This window comes from Acetobacter oryzifermentans (assembly GCF_001628715.1).
In the GTDB taxonomy this organism is placed as follows: Bacteria; Pseudomonadota; Alphaproteobacteria; order Acetobacterales; family Acetobacteraceae; genus Acetobacter; species Acetobacter oryzifermentans.
In genome coordinates, this window is record NZ_CP011120.1 from 683,657 (window position 1) to 700,767 (window position 17,111).

11 protein-coding genes are annotated in these 17,111 nt (G+C 55.9%); 6 read left to right on the top strand and 5 right to left on the bottom strand.

Annotation, left to right across the window (positions count from 1 at the left end; genetic code table 11):
- The first annotated feature begins 84 nt into the window (after positions 1 to 84).
- The 3 genes from WG31_RS03400 to WG31_RS03410 all read left to right on the top strand — a co-directional run bounded on the left by WG31_RS03400 (position 85) and on the right by WG31_RS03410 (position 5,855).
- A complete protein-coding gene (locus tag WG31_RS03400; RefSeq protein WP_063354859.1) occupies positions 85 to 855 on the top strand; it encodes an SDR family NAD(P)-dependent oxidoreductase in 771 nt (256 codons plus the stop codon).
- A 9-nt stretch (positions 856 to 864) separates the two neighbouring features.
- Complete coding sequence (gene crcB, locus WG31_RS03405; protein WP_006117102.1) at positions 865 to 1,299, top strand: fluoride efflux transporter CrcB; 435 nt, start codon at positions 865 to 867, stop codon at positions 1,297 to 1,299.
- A gap of 104 nt (positions 1,300 to 1,403) precedes the next feature.
- Positions 1,404 to 5,855 (top strand): Hint domain-containing protein, encoded by a 4,452-nt coding sequence (locus WG31_RS03410; RefSeq protein WP_082823120.1) that lies wholly within the window; start codon positions 1,404 to 1,406, stop codon positions 5,853 to 5,855.
- 141 nt (positions 5,856 to 5,996) lie between these two features.
- On the opposite strand, the gene WG31_RS03415 is transcribed toward WG31_RS03410, so the two are convergent.
- From WG31_RS03415 to WG31_RS03425, 3 genes are all read right to left on the bottom strand, one after another.
- Positions 5,997 to 6,380, bottom strand: coding sequence for a VOC family protein (locus WG31_RS03415; protein ID WP_006117104.1), 384 nt, complete (start codon positions 6,378 to 6,380; stop codon positions 5,997 to 5,999).
- 69 nt (positions 6,381 to 6,449) lie between these two features.
- Positions 6,450 to 7,274, bottom strand: a complete 825-nt coding sequence (locus WG31_RS03420; protein WP_063353656.1) for a ferritin-like domain-containing protein — start codon at positions 7,272 to 7,274, stop codon at positions 6,450 to 6,452.
- A 234-nt stretch (positions 7,275 to 7,508) separates the two neighbouring features.
- The gene (locus WG31_RS03425; protein ID WP_006117106.1) at positions 7,509 to 7,949 is read right to left on the bottom strand and encodes an acyl-CoA thioesterase; all 441 of its coding nucleotides are present in this window, start codon (positions 7,947 to 7,949) and stop codon (positions 7,509 to 7,511) included.
- A 317-nt stretch (positions 7,950 to 8,266) separates the two neighbouring features.
- Here WG31_RS03425 and WG31_RS03430 point away from each other — a divergent pair, with 317 nt between their 5' ends.
- The gene (locus WG31_RS03430; RefSeq protein ID WP_063353657.1) at positions 8,267 to 9,961 is read left to right on the top strand and encodes a Hint domain-containing protein; all 1,695 of its coding nucleotides are present in this window, start codon (positions 8,267 to 8,269) and stop codon (positions 9,959 to 9,961) included.
- 223 nt (positions 9,962 to 10,184) lie between these two features.
- On the opposite strand, the gene WG31_RS03435 is transcribed toward WG31_RS03430, so the two are convergent.
- Both WG31_RS03435 and WG31_RS03440 read right to left on the bottom strand, forming a co-directional pair.
- Positions 10,185 to 11,390 (bottom strand): energy transducer TonB, encoded by a 1,206-nt coding sequence (locus WG31_RS03435; RefSeq protein WP_063353658.1) that lies wholly within the window; start codon positions 11,388 to 11,390, stop codon positions 10,185 to 10,187.
- Between the two features lie 126 nt (positions 11,391 to 11,516).
- A complete protein-coding gene (locus WG31_RS03440; RefSeq protein WP_063353659.1) occupies positions 11,517 to 13,712 on the bottom strand; it encodes a M13 family metallopeptidase in 2,196 nt (731 codons plus the stop codon).
- 136 nt (positions 13,713 to 13,848) lie between these two features.
- On the opposite strand from WG31_RS03440, the gene WG31_RS03445 reads away from it, so the two are divergent.
- Positions 13,849 to 16,299, top strand: a complete 2,451-nt coding sequence (locus WG31_RS03445; RefSeq protein WP_063353660.1) for a TonB-dependent receptor — start codon at positions 13,849 to 13,851, stop codon at positions 16,297 to 16,299.
- Positions 16,300 to 16,441: 142 nt separating this feature from the next.
- Positions 16,442 to 17,029, top strand: coding sequence for a hypothetical protein (locus tag WG31_RS03450; RefSeq protein WP_006117110.1), 588 nt, complete (start codon positions 16,442 to 16,444; stop codon positions 17,027 to 17,029).
- Positions 17,030 to 17,111: the final 82 nt, after the last annotated feature.

Sequence of the window (17,111 nt, forward strand, 5' to 3'; positions counted from 1 at the left end):
CGGAAAAGCATGGCGCACGCCCATTGCTGCGGCTTTTCTGCTTTGGGGCTCGCCCCGTTTCATGCACAAAAAAGGGCTACGGGTATGACACGCAAGCAACCACAAACTGTTTTGGTAACGGGCGCCACCGCCGGATTTGGGCATGCCATTGCCCTGCTTTTGGCCCAGCAGGGCTACCGCGTTATTGCCACAGGCCGCAGGCAGGAACGGCTGGAGGAACTGGCCGCCCAAGCCAAAGGCGAGATCCTGCCTTTTAAACTGGATATGACAGACGCCCAAGCCCTTGCCGCCTTACCGCAAAGCCTGCCCGCAGGCTGGCAGGAGGTGGACGTGCTGGTGAACAACGCCGGGCTGGCTCTGGGCTTGGAAAAAGCGTGGGAAACCAAGCTGGAAGACTGGCAGCGCATGATTGCCACCAACGTAACCGGCATGGTGGAAATAACGCGCGCATTGCTGCCCGGCATGGTGGCGCGTAACTGGGGGCATGTTGTGGCTCTTGGCAGCACGGCGGGCACGTATCCGTACCCCGGTTCCAACGTATATGGGGCTTCCAAGGCGTTTGTTGAGCAGTTCATGCGCAATTTGCGGAGTGATCTGCTGGGCAAGCAGGTGCGGGCCACCACCATTGCCCCCGGCCTGTGCGGCGGCAGTGAGTTCAGCCAGGTGCGGTTGGGAGATGCCACCAAGGCCGAGGATGTTTACAAAGGCACGCACCCGCTTTTGCCCGAAGATATTGCCCAAACGGTAGCATGGGTTTTAAGCTTGCCTGCACATGTGAACATCAACCATGTGGAAATGATGCCCACCTGCCAGGCCTCTGCCGGTTTGGCGGTAGATCGCACAATGGCGGAGTAAGGTTTACGAATGTCTTTTTATTCCTGCCTGATTGTTATGGTCGGGGGCGCGCTGGGCACACTGGCGCGCTATTTTGTTTCTGTTCTTACTGCACCCATCAGCCGGTATATTCCGTGGGGCACCATTATTGGCGTTAACATGGTGGGCTCCTTTGTTATCGGCTTTTTTGGCACGCTTACGCTGGCATCTGGCCGGTATCCGGTATCGGAAACCACGCGGCTGTTTGTTATGCTGGGCATATGCGGCGGGTACACCACGTTTTCTTCCTTCAGCCTGCAAACGCTGGATCTTATTCGGGTTGGGGGCTGGGGCCGTGCGTTGGTGAATGTGGTGCTTTCTGTAGCACTTTCTGTTGGGGCGGTGGCTATGGGGCACATGCTGGCGTCTCGCATGAACTCCCACGCCATTTTGGTGGCGCAAACCAACACGGAAGAAGAAGTGTGAGGCTATTTTTTCTTCTATTTTCAAGGGGCAAAATGCGATAGGGTTGAGTTTGTAATTTTTATGTTGCCGGTTGTCCGGGTATTTAAGAAAAGGCATGCACGCTGATGGCTGATTCAACCCGTAACGTTTCCAGCGGGCAGACCCTAACCGGGCACATCATCAACACGAATGAAGTTGTAAATGTTGCCAAAGGCGGCACTGTTGTGAATACAGTGCTGGATCCTACAAATGCCTATAATCAGGATGATAGCCTTGATCCTGCTGAACTGGACGTGCATGGCTCTGCGCTGAACACGCAGATGAACGATGGCTATGTAGAGGTTTACAATGGCGGCGTTCTTTCTGGCGTAACAGCAGGCAATAACGCGCAACTTACCGTGGATGTAGGCGGTAGCGCCACAAACGTGCAGATTGCAAGTGCCGGGGTTGTTACCGTTGGGGATGATCAGGGCGGCACGTTTAAAAACTCTGCCTACCTTAGTGCTGCCACCGTTTCTTCTGGCGGGAACATATTTGCCGAGGCAGGCGGCATTGTAACCAGCGCAAATGTTTTGGCGGGTGGGTATATAGAAGCAGCAGAAACGGGCGGGCTTCTTTCTGGTAACACCATACAGTCCGGCGCAATGGAATATGTGGATTCAGGGGGCACTGTCTCGCATGAAACAATCCAGAGCGGTGGTTTTTTCATGGCGGAAAATGGCGCCAATGTAAGCGATGTAACGGGTGCGCTGCCGGGTTATGCCGTTGCCACAGATGATGATGTGGTGCTGCAAACGCACGTTACAGCAGATGGCAAGCCTTTTTCTGGTGTAGATATTTCTACCCTGCCAGCAGAGCAGAACGCCACGCTGATGATGTATGTAACATCTGGCGCAGAAGTTGATGCCTTAACGCTTGCCGCCCCCAATCATGAGGGCAACAAAACAGATGTTAATTTACACGGCACTCTGAGTGGCGTAACCGTTGCCACAGCAGATGCCAGTGCTTACACAGACCCGGTTAGCACCATATTTGCTTATGGGAATGCAGTGGTGGAAGGCACTATCAGTGGTGGCAGGCCTGCTACTGTTTCTGGCGCTATCCCGGCTTTGAATATCTCTATGGAATCCGGCACCACGTTGCAAAACGCGACTGTGGGCGGAGGGGTTTGGATATATGGGGATGAACAGGTTGCTTCCAGCCTATGGGTTAAAAGTGGAGCCGCCCTTACAGGGGATGTTACAGTAACATCCGGCGCTTTGGTAACCGTAGAAGGTGGCAGTGCAAGCGGCCTGACGTTTGAAGCCGGTTCGGAAGAACAGCTTCTGGCTGCGGGCGGGAGTCTGAGCGGGGAAACCTTTCAAGACGGCAGCCTACTCAGCGCCCAGAACTCTGATATCTATCATTATTCAGGCACTACCTCATCCATACAGGCTGCGCCAGCCACAATTACCAGCAACACATTTGCCAGCAAAACCAGCGCGATCATCTATGGTGAGGATACGCAGTTTTCAAACAACACCGTAAATGGTGGCTCGGTTATTGTGTTTGGGTCTAACCAAACACTTACCAGCAATACATATACCTCTGGCGCTTCTATTGTTCTGGAAGGTGCTGTTGCCCAAACAGCAGATATTCTGGGTAGTGGTGTTTCGGAAAATGTGCAGAACGCCAAAGATACCCTGCAAAATATGACACTGCAAAACGGGGCTACGCTGCAACTTGATTTAGGCAGCGCCAACCATGTTACAATGGAAACCGCCGTTTCTGTTTACGTTGGGGGTGATGCCACGCTTAGCAACACCACCATTGTTTCTGGCGCTACGCTTCAGTTCAACCAAAACTCCAACCTGCAAAATGATATCTTGCAGGACGGAGCTATTCTGATTCCGCAATTTTATAGTGACATGGGCATAAGCGGCAATACGTTTACGTTCACCAATTCGGAAACGGGGCAGGCGGAAACACTGCAAATAGAGGGTGGTTCTGGCAATTATAAGCTGGGCGTTCTGGATGATCAGGGTATTTACGAGATTGAAGATGGCACCCCCTGTTATTGCCGCGGCACGCTGATAGAAACAGATCGGGGTGAAGTGCCGGTAGAACACCTGCAAATTGGTGATCAGGTGCGCACGCTGGAACATGGTTTTCGGCCTATCCGCTGGATCGGCCGCCGTGCGTATTCTGGCCAGTTTGCAGCAGGCAACCCGGATGTGCTGCCAGTTATTTTCCGCCGAGGTTCCTTGGCGGAGGGGCTGCCCCGGCAGGATCTCTCTGTTTCTCCACTTCACGCCATGTATCTGGATAACGTGCTGGTGCCTGCTGTGGCGCTGGTGAATGGCACATCCATCATGCAGGCAGAGGCGATGGATGAGGTGGCGTATTTCCATATCGAACTGGAAAGCCACGATGTTATCTTTGCCAATGGCACGTGGTCTGAAACCTTTGTGGATGATGAATCGCGCGGCATGTTCCACAATGCGGCGGAATACGCGGCACTTTATCCATCAGCCCCCAAACAACCTGCGCAGTATTGCGCTCCAAGGGTAGAAGAAGGCCCCCGGCTGGAGGCCATTCGGAAACGGTTGAACGCCCGTGCTGGCGTGCGGCCGCGCGCGCAGGGGCCGCTGGAAGGCTATATTGATACGATAACCCGCACCCGTCTGACAGGATGGGCCCGGAACCCGGAAAACGGCGCCCCTGTGCGCTTGCGTATTTTGGATTGCGGCGTAGTGCTGGGCGAGGTTGTGGCCAACCAGCCCCGTGCCGATATGCAAGATGCCGTTGGCTTTGTGTTTGAAGTGCCCGGCGGCCTGAGCGTGCATGAAAGGCATGTGCTGGAAGTGCAGCGCGTGGCTGACCATACAGCTCTTGGCAACAGCCCGTGGATGCTGGATTTGGCCCCAGCCAAACCCGTGCAGGCCGTTCTGGCCCGCACCCCCGCAACACCGCTGCTTGGATATGTGGACTGCGCAACCCGTGAACATGTGGCAGGCTGGGCGCACAGCCCCACCATGCCGGATGAACCCGTAGCTTTGCAGATTCTGGATAACGGGCAGCTTGTGGCTTCTATTGTGGCCAACGGTTTGCGGCCAGATGTGCGCCGCGCTGGCGGCTGTGCAACAGAGCGCTGCGGGTTTGATGTGCTGCTCCCCACAGGTCTTTCTCCCTTTACGCGGCATGTATTGGAAATCCGGCGTGAAAGTGATGGCGCATTGCTGGGTGCCCCGCATGTGCTGGAAGCGGTAGATGCGTTTGATCCCACAATGCAGCAGGCTATTGCGCAGGCGGTTACAGCCGCAACGGGCGAGGCTGAACAGGCGCAGGTGCTCTCCTTTTTACTGGGGCAGGTAGAAAAACTTACGCAGGCCCATGCACGAGCACAAAGCGGGCAGGATATGCGCAATCTGGCCGCGGCTCGTGCACGCAGGGGGCAGGGTGTGGCGCCGCTGGCTGTGCGCAAACGGGCATTGGTGGTGGATACACTGCGCCCCGATACCGGGCGTGATGCTGGGTCTCATGCCGTGCTGTCTCATATGCGCGCACTTGTGGCGTTGGGGTATGATGTCAGCCTTGTTGCGGCAGACCAGATGGAGGGGGCCGCCACGCTGGAAGTTCTGCCAGAAGTTACGGTGTGCACGTTGCCATTCTATTCATCGGTAGAAGATGTGCTGCGCCGTCAGGCTGGTAGTTTTGATGTGGTGTATCTGCACCGCATGGATACGGCCACGCGCTATGCGGCGCTCGCACGGCGGCACCAGCCGAAGGCACGGGTTGTGTATGCGCTGGCCGATCTGCACTGGCTGCGTTTGGGCAGGCAGGCGCAGGTGCAGGGTCGGCCAGAACTTATGGCCCGTGCCCGTACCGTAAAACAGGCAGAATACAGTGCTATGCTGTTGGCCGATGTGGTAATGACCCATTCTACCGTTGAGGCTGATCTGCTGCGGCGTGAACTGCCGCAAGTGCGGGTGCAGGTTACACCGTGGGATGTGCCAGTGCGCATGCGTGTTCCGGGGTTTGCCCGGCGTGATGGTGTGGTGTTTGTAGGCAATTACGCACACGCCCCCAATGCAGATGCCGCACGCTGGCTGGTGCAGGATATTATGCCACGCGTATGGGCCACCAATCCGGAAATTCGCTGCCTTTTGGCCGGGGCCAGTATGCCCGCCCAACTGCGCGCCCTTGCGCGTGATGGTGTAGAAATTTTGGGCCATGTGCAGGATTTGCAGGCCCTGTTTGATAGTGTGCGCCTAAGCGTTGCGCCACTGCGTTTTGGCGCAGGTGTAAAAGGCAAGGTGCTGGATAGTTTGGCCGCTGGGGTGCCCTGTGTGCTTTCCCCCGCAGCGGCAGAAGGGCTGGAACTGCCGCAGGATCTGGCTGCTTTTGTGGGACAGGATGCAGATGCATTGGCTGCTGCCATTGTACGGTTGCATCAGCAAGCCAGTGCCAACAGCAAGGCCAGCCGAGCTGGGCGGGCCTTTATGCGCGCAGGCTTTACGGCCCAGCAGGTGCAACAGGCTTTGGCAGCCGCCATTGGTGCACGCGCGCCCCAGCAGATGTCACGGCAGGCTGGATAAGCAGCATATGCGCATAGAGCCTTGAACTTAGTATAAAATTTGGCACAAAAAAGCTGCGGCCCGCAAAACGGAACGCAGCTTTTTTTGTGTTCACTCCCGGCGGAAGGGTGTTCCGCCAAGGTTAAACGCAACGGGCTAGGCTTAGGCCGGAACCTTGCAGCCAATGCACAGCTTGTTGCCATCCGGGTCCCGCAGGTAAGCCAGATACAGCGGGCCCATGGAGGTTTGGCGCACGCCGGGTGGGTTTTCAATGGCCTGTCCGCCATTGGCAACACCAGCTTTGTGCCATGCGTCGGCCATAGCGGTTGTAGCGGCTTCCAGCCCAATGGTGCCACCGTTGGCGGGGGTGGCGGGTTTGCCGTCCAGCGGCTTGGTGACTACAAAGCGCTGGCCGTGCTTGGCGTAAACCAGGCGGCCATTGGGGTGAATTTCTGAAGGGGGAATATCCATAGCTTCAAAAATAGCATCGTAGAATTTTTTGGAACGGGCAATATCGTTGCTGCCCACCACAATATGCGTAAACATCAGATGTAAATCTCCGTCTGTTATGACGGAACGAACCTTACGCGCCTGCTTGCAAGGGGGAAAGGCCGCTTAGCTTATGCCCGCAATGCGCGCAAATTTACGCTGACGGCTGAAAAACAGTTTTTCCGCAATCCAGAACACAGCGCTCTGCCATTTGCCGTGGGGGGAAACGCCAATGGTTTTGAACACCATGTTGGTGACGCGCCGCAGATGCTGGGGCTGATAGTTTTTCATGGCGCGGGACATATACGCCGCAATGCAGCGCGTGTGGTCATACGGCATATCTGCGGGGTCATTGGTGGTGTGGTAGGCGGATGCCAGTTCGTCATCCTCGCTTTCCGTTACGCGGCCAAGGGCAATGCGTGCGCGTTGCAGCGTGCCAATTTTTTCGCGTTTTAGGTAGCGGTTCATGTGGTCGTAAAACAGTTTGAAGTGGCGGAACTCATCCGCGGCTATCTGTTTACAAAGGGCTTTTAAAACGGGTTCTTCCGTAGCATCGGCCAGTGCGGAATAAAAAGAAGAGGTGCCTGTTTCCACCATACATCGGGCAATCAGTTCCCCCGTGCGGGAGCCACGGACAGATTGCTCCACTTCCAGCGGAATCTGGTAAAAATCCCGGTAGCGCTCAAAGGCGGCGTGGTAATCCCACGTAGGGTCTGCCAGCATGGCCCAACGGCCCAGTGCATCACCATGCTGCACTTCTTCTATGGCCCAGTGGTCTGCTGCTTCTCTAAAGTCCGGATCATCGCGGAACACATTATTAAGGTACAGCGCGTAATCCACACTGTTGCGTTCCACCACCGAGGCCGCCTTGATGGCAGGCACCAATTGCGGATCTACTTTAGAGGGATCAAACTGATCCCAAGGCAGTTGGTCGATCTGCCAGTGTTTCATAAGCCCGGGCCTCCCTTTCCTGCCTTTGTTTACGCGTGTGCGTGGTTTATATGCCGTGCAGGTTGGGTTTGCGCCAGAGCCAAGGCATGAAAAAACCTGATGGCCGGATTTCTAGACCATCCGGCCTTGGCGTGAAAAGCTGAAAAAAGGCCCTACAGCCAGATAACACTCAAGGTGTGTTCTGGCTGCCTTACTATAACGCGGCAGGGGCTTATAAAGGTGCTGCGTGCTGTTTTAGCCTGCGTTGGGGGGCACAATTTCTGGCAGCTCATCACCCGGCTGCGCGGGCGGAAGCGGGCGGGGGCGGCGGTTTTCATCCAGCGCCACAAAAATAAATTCGCCTTCCGTTACCTTGGATGTCAGATGTGTGTGGCGGGCGCGGCGCCATGTTTCTACATGAATGGTAAGCGATGTGCGGCCCGCGCGGATAATGCGGGTGTAGATGCTCACCTCATCCCCCACCACCACGGGTTCCATAAACACAAGGCTGTTGATGGCAATGGTGGCACACCGCCCATTGGCCCGAAAAGCTGCCGTGGTGCCCGCTGCAAGATCCATCTGAGAAACAATCCACCCCCCAAACACGTCTCCCGCCGGGTTGGTATCTGTGGGCATGGCTACCACGCGGATGGTGGGGATATCGGTTGGGATTTGCGAATTATCTGAACGGGGCATGCAGTACTGTTCCTTCTGGCAAGGGCCTTATGTTCTGACTTGCAGGGAAGAGAGCCGCCCTGCACGAAAGCATTGCCAGCAGGATAGCGCGTAAACATGGCGGGGTGCAGCTTCAGTTTTTCGTGATCAAACCTGCCTTGAGCGTAACGCGGGGGCGGTTTGGCTGGCGCGTGCGGGGCCTGCGTGGCGGCAATGTAAAATTTTTCAAAACGTTTACTGTTTATAAAGGAATTTAAAATAAAAATAAATAACGTCCCGCGTTAATGCTTAATAAATAATTAACCGGGGCTTTATTCATGCAAAAGGACCCGTTGGCCATGGCCATCAATCTACTGTTTGACAAGGTTATAGATTACTCTGTTGAGGATCTGCTTAACCTTAACGTAACTGGCAACATTCTGGTCACGCGGGATGCTGGCACCCCGGCGGGTGACCCCGTGGTGGTAAACCTGAGTAATATTGCCGATGTGCAGGCGCTCAGCCGCATTGTGGTGGAAAACGGCGCAACAGTGGTGGCGGGTGGCGGCCTGGCATCTGTTGGGGCCATTAAAAATATTACGGTAGATGGTGGCACGCTGGAACTGGGGGGAAATATTATTTCCGCCAATGTGCTAAGTTCTATCAATGTTGGGCCAGATGGCGGCAACATCAAGGTGGATAGTGCAGGCGTTGGTGTGGGTGTACTTTCCAACGTGGTCACGTTTATTGATTCAAACGGTAAAACAACAAGCACCGTTCCCCCAAACTTTACGGTAGATTTTCCGGATTCCTCCAATGTGTGGGGGTATTATGATCCACTCACAAACACCACCACGGTGGGGCTGGATCTGAATATTCTTAACGTTATTGACGTATCGCTTGGCCCAAGCATTAAGGTTTCTGGCAACCCATTTGGATTAACATGGTATATTCCCAAGGAATGGACAAACACCTCCAACCCGGATGGCACGGGCGGTATTCTTATCTGCTATCTGGCTGGAAGCATGATCCGCACCCCCAATGGTGATGTAGCGGTAGAAGACCTGCGCGTGGGTGATACCGTGCTGGCTTATGGAAGGGGTGAAGCAGAACCCCGCCAGATTGTATGGGCAGGCCATGCACAGGCTACGGTAAACCCCACCTTGGCGGATGATGAGGCCGGATACCCCGTGCGTATTGTGCAGGATGCCATAGCAGATGGCGTGCCTTACAAGGATATGCTGGTAACGCCCGAACACTGCCTGTATTTTGATGGGCGCTTTGTGCCGGTACGTATGCTTGTAAATGGTAGCAGCATTTTTTACGATCGTACGTTTACATCCTACACCTATTACCACATAGAAACGCCCGAACATGCTGTTATCATGGCGGATGGTGTGCTGAGCGAAAGTTACCTGGATACGGGCAATCGTACCAGCTTCCGCAGTTCTGGCGTTGTGCTGGCCAGCATTGGCAGCAAACCGCGCAATTGGTCTGTAGATGCCGCAGCCCCTTTGTGCACGCAAAAAGAATTTGTGCAGCCTTTGTTTGAAAAAATTGCAAACAGGGATAACGCTTTGGGGCATGCCTCTGCACAGCCTGCCCCGCGTGAGTTGCTGACAGACCCGGATATCTGCCTGCAAACCAACACCGGCAAGCGTATTCGGGCCATAAAGGTGCAGGATGGGTATTATACCTTTATGCTGCCAGAAAATGTGCAAAGCGTGCAGATTGTCTCCCGCGCAAGCCGCCCGTGTGATGTAGAAGGCCCGTTTGTAGATGACCGGCGCAAATTGGGTGTGGCCATTGGGCAGGTAACCCTGTGTGATACCCAAAATATGCAGGAAATTTCAACGCATTTACAAAATGAAGATATCCCCGGCTGGTACGTTCTGGAACACGGTGGCGCAGCCCGCTGGACAAATGGCAACGCCATGCTGGATCTGGAAAGCCAATCAACATCTGGCTTGCGTATGCTAAGCATGCAGGTATTGGCTGCTGGCCCGTATCTGGCATCAGACACGCCAGCACATCGGCTTGCCAAAACGGCCTGAAGGTTTGGTATAAAAAGTGGGGTGGTTTGAAAACACCCTGCTCTACACGTTAAAAAACGGGGTATCGGCTGCTTTTGTGCAAGTCGGAGCCCCGTTTTTTTATTGGCTTTGGGCTTTTTGTGCGGCGTGCAGACCCCACACCATGCGGCGTGCCCACTACAAAGCCTTGCAAGGGCAGCCATACTGGCCCACGTGGTACATAAAAATGTAAGATACTGCCGCGTTAGTTGCGGATGAGCATGTAATTAACCGTCACATCAAAGTTAATGAACTTATCTTTCATATCCGGCGGCACGGGTGGCAGTTGCGCCCCGTGGAACATGCCTATTGTTGCGGAATCCAGATCGGAGGAGCCAGAGCCGCTGGTCAGGAACACTTTGAACACATGCCCCGTGCGATCTAGAATAACATGCACCGAGGATGGGCCTTCATCCCCTCGTTCTGCCGCATCTGGCGGGTAATACAGGTGGCGCTGGATCCATTCATCAATTTCTGCCGCGTAATCACTGCTCACGCCATGCACTGTGGTGCGCGATGCGTAATGGGCGTTCAGCTCACCATTTTCCACCATCGGGCCAATGGAAAGATCAACCGGGGCGCTGGAACCACCGGGGCGGCCATGCTGCTTGCGGCGTGGGGCTGGGGCCTCGTTAAAGGACATATCCATTGGGTGGTCCAGCGGAGAGGGCTTGTGGTGGCTGGGTCGGGGCGTGGGCTTGGCGTGCGGTGTGGGGCGCGCAGGCTGTGGCGTTTTGGGTTTGTGGCCCGTAACCGGGTGAGAGGGTTTGGTTTGTGTTTTATTTTCCACCGGCTTGGGCAGCCCATCATCAGATGGCGGCAGAATGGGGGCGGAGGGTGCTTCCTCTGCCGGGGGTGTGGGCGTGGGTTCGGCATCTGCCGGGGTTGGGGGTTCGCTGCTGGTCTGGGCGGCGTGTTTGGCCTCGTTCCCGCCACCAGCATCGGGGGATTGTGCGCCCACCATACCGCTGGAAGCCTGCGGTTGAGAAAACACCATTTCCACCCCGGCGGATTGCTGGGCGGCATCGGGCGAGCCTTGGGGCTGATGGTGCGTGGCCTTATACAACAAGGCGGCCAGCAGCAGCACATGTGCGAGAAAAGAGGCCGTAAGCACAGGCCCCAATGTGGGATCTGCGTATATTTCCTTGCGGATAAGCGGGGTAGAGGTGCCGCGTACGTTAACGCCGCGTGTGCGCGGTACAGGTGCTGCGGGAAAAAGCCGTGCGCGCACATCTTCCGTATCCGGTTGGGATGTGCGCTGGCTGGCGGGGTTTTCCGCAGCGTTTGTGCCGCTGTCGGGCAGCAGCCGGGGTTCCTGTCTGGCAGGATGGCGGGAAGAACTGAACCTGTCGATCATGACCCGCCCGTTATTCTCCACCTGTTCCGCAGGGTTTACGCATACCGGCCCCATGCCAGTGTGGTGCGTATTGTGTCATGGCTGCTGCTGTGGTGCCAGAGAGAAGTTTGCACGAAGTTTGTGCCACACCGTATGGGCCTAGCACATGCATGGGCCATACGGTGTGGGGCAGAGATAGCGTTACCAGATTTTTACGCGCTGATCTGGCGCAAGGTAGAGCTTATCTGTGGGCTGCACCTTCCACGCCTCGTACCACGCATCAATATTGTGCATGGGCATGTTCACCCGCGCCTGCGGGGGAGAGTGCGGATCTGTCACCACCAAGCGGCGGATGGTTTCTTCGCGCAGTTTTTCACGCCAGACCTGCGCCCAGCCAAGGAACACGCGCTGATCCCCCGTTAGGCCATCCAGTTCGGGCGCGGGCTTGCCTTTAAGTGCGGCATGATACGCATCTAGCGCCAGCGTAAGCCCACCCAGATCGGCAATGTTTTCACCCATTGTCAGCTTGCCGTTTACGTGTACGCCGGGCAGTACCTCAAACGCATCAAACTGTGCGCCAAGCCGGTCTGCCAGTTTTTGAAACCGGGCGGCATCTTCCTTTGTCCACCAATCATGCAGGCGGCCGTGTTCATCAAACTGGCGGCCTTCATCATCAAAGGAATGGGTCATTTCATGGCCGATCACGCCGCCAATGGCCCCGTAATTTACGGCCATATCCGCCTTGGGGTTGAAGAATGGCGGTTGCAGAATGGCAGCGGGGAACACAACCTGATCAAACAGCGGGTTGTTGTAGGCGTTTACGGTTTGGGGTGTCATGTCCCATTCATCACGATCCACCGGCTGGTCTAGCCGTGCCAGCCAGTAGCGCCATTCATACGCCACGCCGTTGCGGGCATTGCCGTACACATCGCCCTTATGCACCTCAAGGCTGGCATAATCGCGCCATTTATTGGGGTAGCCTACCTGAACTTCAAAGTTTTCAAGCTTGCGCAGCGCGGCCTGCTTGGTGGAAGGGCTCATCCACGTATTGTTGCGCAGGCGGATGCGGAAGGCGTCTTTCAAATCCGTGGTCAGCTTTTGCATGGTGGCGCGGTTTTCTGGCGGGAAGTAACGCTGCACATACACCTTGCCCAGCGCCATACCCATGGCGGAGCTGGTGGCCTGCACGCCGCGCTTCCACCGTGCAGGCAGAGAGGGCTGGCCGGTAAGGGATTTGGTAAGCGCAAAACGCGCCTGCTCAAACCGATCTGGCAGGTAGGATGTGGCGTTTTCTACCAGATGCGCGGCCAGCCATGCCCGCAGCGTATCCATATCCGTATCGGCCACCACGCGGGCTTCTTCCGTAATGGCGGAGGGTTCGCCCACAATCAGCACGCGCTTGTCCAGCCCCTGTTCGGGCAGGCCCGCGGCAGAGAGCCAGATAGACCATTCAAACCCCGGCGCGTTTTTGGCCAGATCTGCCACCGTCATCGGGTTGTAGGTTTTTTGCGGGTCGCGCAGGGTTTCACGCGCCCAATGGGCTTTGGCTAGGCGTGTTTCAAACGTAACAATAGCTGTGGCGGCTTTTGCGGGTTCTGGCCAGTCTGCCAGTGTTAGCGCCTTTTCTACATAAGCCTGATAGGCCTTTTTCTTGCTGGCGAATTCCGGCTTCAGGTAATAATCGCGGTCTGGCAACCCCAGCCCGGCCTGATCCAGATTAAGCGCATAGCGTGTGGGGTCTTTTGCATCCGGGTTGATACCCAGAGAAAACGGTGAGAACTGGAAGTTGCCGGGGCAGGAGCCTGTAAGGGCTGCCAGATCAGAAGGTGTTTTAATGGCGCGAATGGCGTCCAGATCTTCCTTAAGCGGGCGGCTGCCAAGGCTTTCTACGGCTGCCTCATCCATATAGGAGGCGTAAAAGGTGCCCAGCTTTTCTTCAATACTCCGTGGATTTTCCACCGGATGGGCGGAAAGATCGTTCAGAATATCCTGTACCCGTGTGCGGGAAAGCTCGGCCAGCGCGTTGAAGGGGCCATAGCTTGTCATATCTGCGGGAATTTGCAGGTGGTCCAGATAGGTGCCGTTGGCGTAGCGGAAAAAGTCATTCCCCGGTTTTACGCTTAAGTCCCGGCCTTCCAGATCTACGCCCCAAGCGCCAAAGCTGGCGGGGGTTGGCTGCGCTGTGGGGGCAGATGGCGCAGCATGTGCGGGGGCACTGGCAGTGGCGCCAACAAGGGCGGCAGAAAGCAACAATGCGCCACGCAGGGAGGAACGGGAGAGGAAATTGGACAAATGGAGTCTCCGCTTTCTTTCTTCTGGGTCTGATGCGTGGGGCAAGCCCCACTTCTCAGAGTGTTCGGAAACAAAGAATATTCTGCCCCACCTTAGCCTTGGCATGGAAGGCTGCCTACCCCGTGCAGTAAGGGCAATGTTAGCAGGCCCTACGAGAATGAATTTTTCTGCCAGCCCTGTATGTGTGCTTGCATCTTGCAGGCATCCCCCGCATTAGGGGGCTGAAACACACATAAATGTTATGCGTTGCACGTTATGCGGCGGCCCGCGGGTGCACACAAGCAAGGGGTATGGCGTTATTTCTGGCCGAGCAAAATACAGGCAGCATACCGCCATATGGTGGGGGCCACAGCAACAGCGCGTGCGTGTTGCGGCGCATCGGGCGCGCTGTGTTTTGCGCTGTGCCAGCATTATGGCGCTGGGTTTGTGGCCCATTATGGCGCAGGCTACCCAGCCCAAAGCAGCACATACACCCCAGCATGCACATGGGCGGCCTGTTACGGGTGTGGGCCGGGGGCACCACGTAGCCCCACCTGCGGCGGTGGAAGCGCGCAGTAGTACATCTGTGCAGGTAAACGCCCACCGCTACGATTACATGTTTCAATCCGCCCAGCATGAGCCAGATGCCACCACGCATCTTACGGCGGAGCTGTTGCGCAACCGCGATATTACCACCCTGCGCGGGCTGGAGCACGTAGCCCCCAACTTAACGATGCAAAGCATCAACGGCACAGCCTCCACCAACTTTTACCTGCGTGGTTCCGGGTTTAATGATTTCACCCAGAACAACATGCCCACCGTGCTGACCTATGTGGACGATGTTGCCTACCCCTATGCCGCCATGACAGACGGCATGATGTTTGATTTGGCCAGCGCCAGCGTAACCCCCGGCCCAGTAGGCACAGAGCACGGACAGTCCACCACGGGTGGGGAAGTGCATTTGCGCACGGCAGACCCAACAGATACGTGGCATTTTGGGGCATCGCAGGATATTGCCTCTTACGCCCGCAGCCGGAGCGAGGCCTATGTTTCTGGCCCATTGGCCAAGGGGCTGGATTTTCGGCTGGCGGGGCAAACACGCCAAGGCGGCGGCTGGCAGCGAGACCTCGAAAATGGAGACCATTTAGGGGATGCCGATTTATGGGCGCTTCGCGGCAAGCTGCGCTGGCGGCCGGATGATAAAACCACCATCCAGCTTGGCGGCCATTTTGTGCAGGACAACAGCGAGGTTGTAACCCCGCAAGCCGTGCACCGCATTATTGGCTCTACCCCGCTGCCCGATTACGGCATGGGAACAGATGCGCAATGGTCTTCCAATTCCACCTTTGACAAGCTGATAGGCCGCCGCGATGGGCTAAAACCCAGCGAGCACAACCAGTACTGGGGCGCGGATGTGCATATCATGCACGATTTCGGGCCGGTAACATTTACATCTGTAAGCGCGTTTGAAACCGAACGGCGTGGAGAATACACAGATCAGGATGGCACATCACGGCAGGAGGCCGATACCTACCGCACCATAGATGGCAACGTGTTTACGCAGGAAGCGCGGCTTAACGGCTCTGCCCTTGGTGGGCGGCTGAACTGGGTTGTGGGCGGGTATTATCAGCGCAGCCAGATGAACCAGCGCTTCTTCTTTAACTACACAGATTACGCCGCGCGTGGGTATATGATGTCCACCTCCTTCGGGCAGAACCAGCAGAGCGTTTCGGAATTTGGGCATGTCAGTTACCGGCTGCCGCATAACGTTACCATCTGGGCGGGGCTGCTGCATGAGCTGGATGATCGCGGCATAACGGGCCTGACATCGCAGATATTTGGCGGGGCTACGCATAACTTCCACGCAGAAAACACGGCCGCCAACCAGTTTGCGGGGCAGGTGGGAGTTTCATGGCAGTTCGTGCCCAATGCCATGCTGTATTACAAAATGAGCAAGGGCTTTAAGCCCGGTGGCTTTACGGCCAACAATACGCAGGTGCAGGCGCAGCTAGATCCCTTTCACCCCGAAACGGTGCTAACATACGAGCTGGGCTTTAAATCAGACCCCATACCCAACCGTTTGCGCATTAACGGTGCAGCGTTTTATAATGATTACCACAACCAGCAAGTTGTGGGCACGGTGCTGATTCCCAATTACGGCCCGTTAAGCGAAATTACAAACGCCCCTAAATCTGAAAGCTGGGGTTTTGAGGCCACGTTGGAGGCCAACCCCATAAGCCGTTTGCACATTATGCAAAACATTGGCTGGCAGCGCGGGGATTTTCAGAACTTCCCCAATGTGGATCGCCCCGCCACCAACGCCTATTACGCCCAGCACGGCACATGGAAAGCAATAGAGCGTAACTTTGCCGGGGTGGATAATGGTTCCCCCAAACTCACACTGAATGGTGAGGCCATGTGGCGGCAGCCCTTGGGCAAAGGGTATCGGCTGGATTTTGGGCCGGATTGGCAATACCGGGGCAGTCAGGCCATTGTGGTGGGCGGCACGGGGTATCAGCGCTTGCCATCTTATTTTTTGCTGGGGGCGCACGTAACGTTCCGCCCGCCTTCGGGTAAGTGGGAAGCCACGCTTTACGCCCGCAACATTCTGGATAAACGCTACGCAGAAAGCGGCGGTATGGCCACCACCACGTATTTCTATATTCCCGGTGAGCCACGCTTTATTGGTGGGCGGGTTTCCTGCGGATTTTAAGTATTAAATCAAGTATAACAAGCGCGTGATTCACGTTTTAGAGAGAAATAGGGCGGAACTGGTCACTAAAAATCTATTTCTTATTTACGGATAACGCTGCTTGTATTGCCTCCGTTCTTGTTTTTGAAACGGAGGTCTGGTTATGGCCGGTAAAAACGGTGCGTGCCTGATTGCTTTGGCGGTGCTTTTAGGGGCATGCAGTTCTCGCATTGCCCTTAACGAGGCCTCCTTTCCTATTCAGGATCTGCCGGTGCAGCATTTGGTGCAAACGCCGGTGGCCTATAGTTTTGCGCCGGGCTTTGCCAAGCAGAATGCGCAAATAGCGTGTAGCCTTGGCATAAATTACACCACAAATTTAGGGGCTTCTGCAGAGGAGCGGTTGCAGCAGGCCATTCGCTCCAGCTTTGCCCATGCGCAGCAGGAAACCCCAGAAACACGCGGTTATACAATGGCCCTTTCCCTGCAAACAGCGGATGAGCAGGTAAGCGTTAAACCGGGCCTGTGGGATAACAAATACACGGTGGATACCACCCTAAAAGGCACTGTGCAGGTGCTTAACGCACAGGGCCAGCCTGTGCAGGTGGTGCCTATTACCGGGCAGGGCAGCAACACGGTGGCCGGAAGCTGCGGGGCGCTTAAACACGCCATGATGCAGGCGAGTGAAAAAGCCGTAGCCCAGATTGGCAATGACTTTGTAACAAAAGTGGCAAATGGCCATGTGCTGAATTAGCTTATGGCCAAAGCCGACCCTTTAAAAGCCGCCAGCCCTTATCTGCTACAGGGGAGATAAGGGCCCGCTTATATAGGCCATG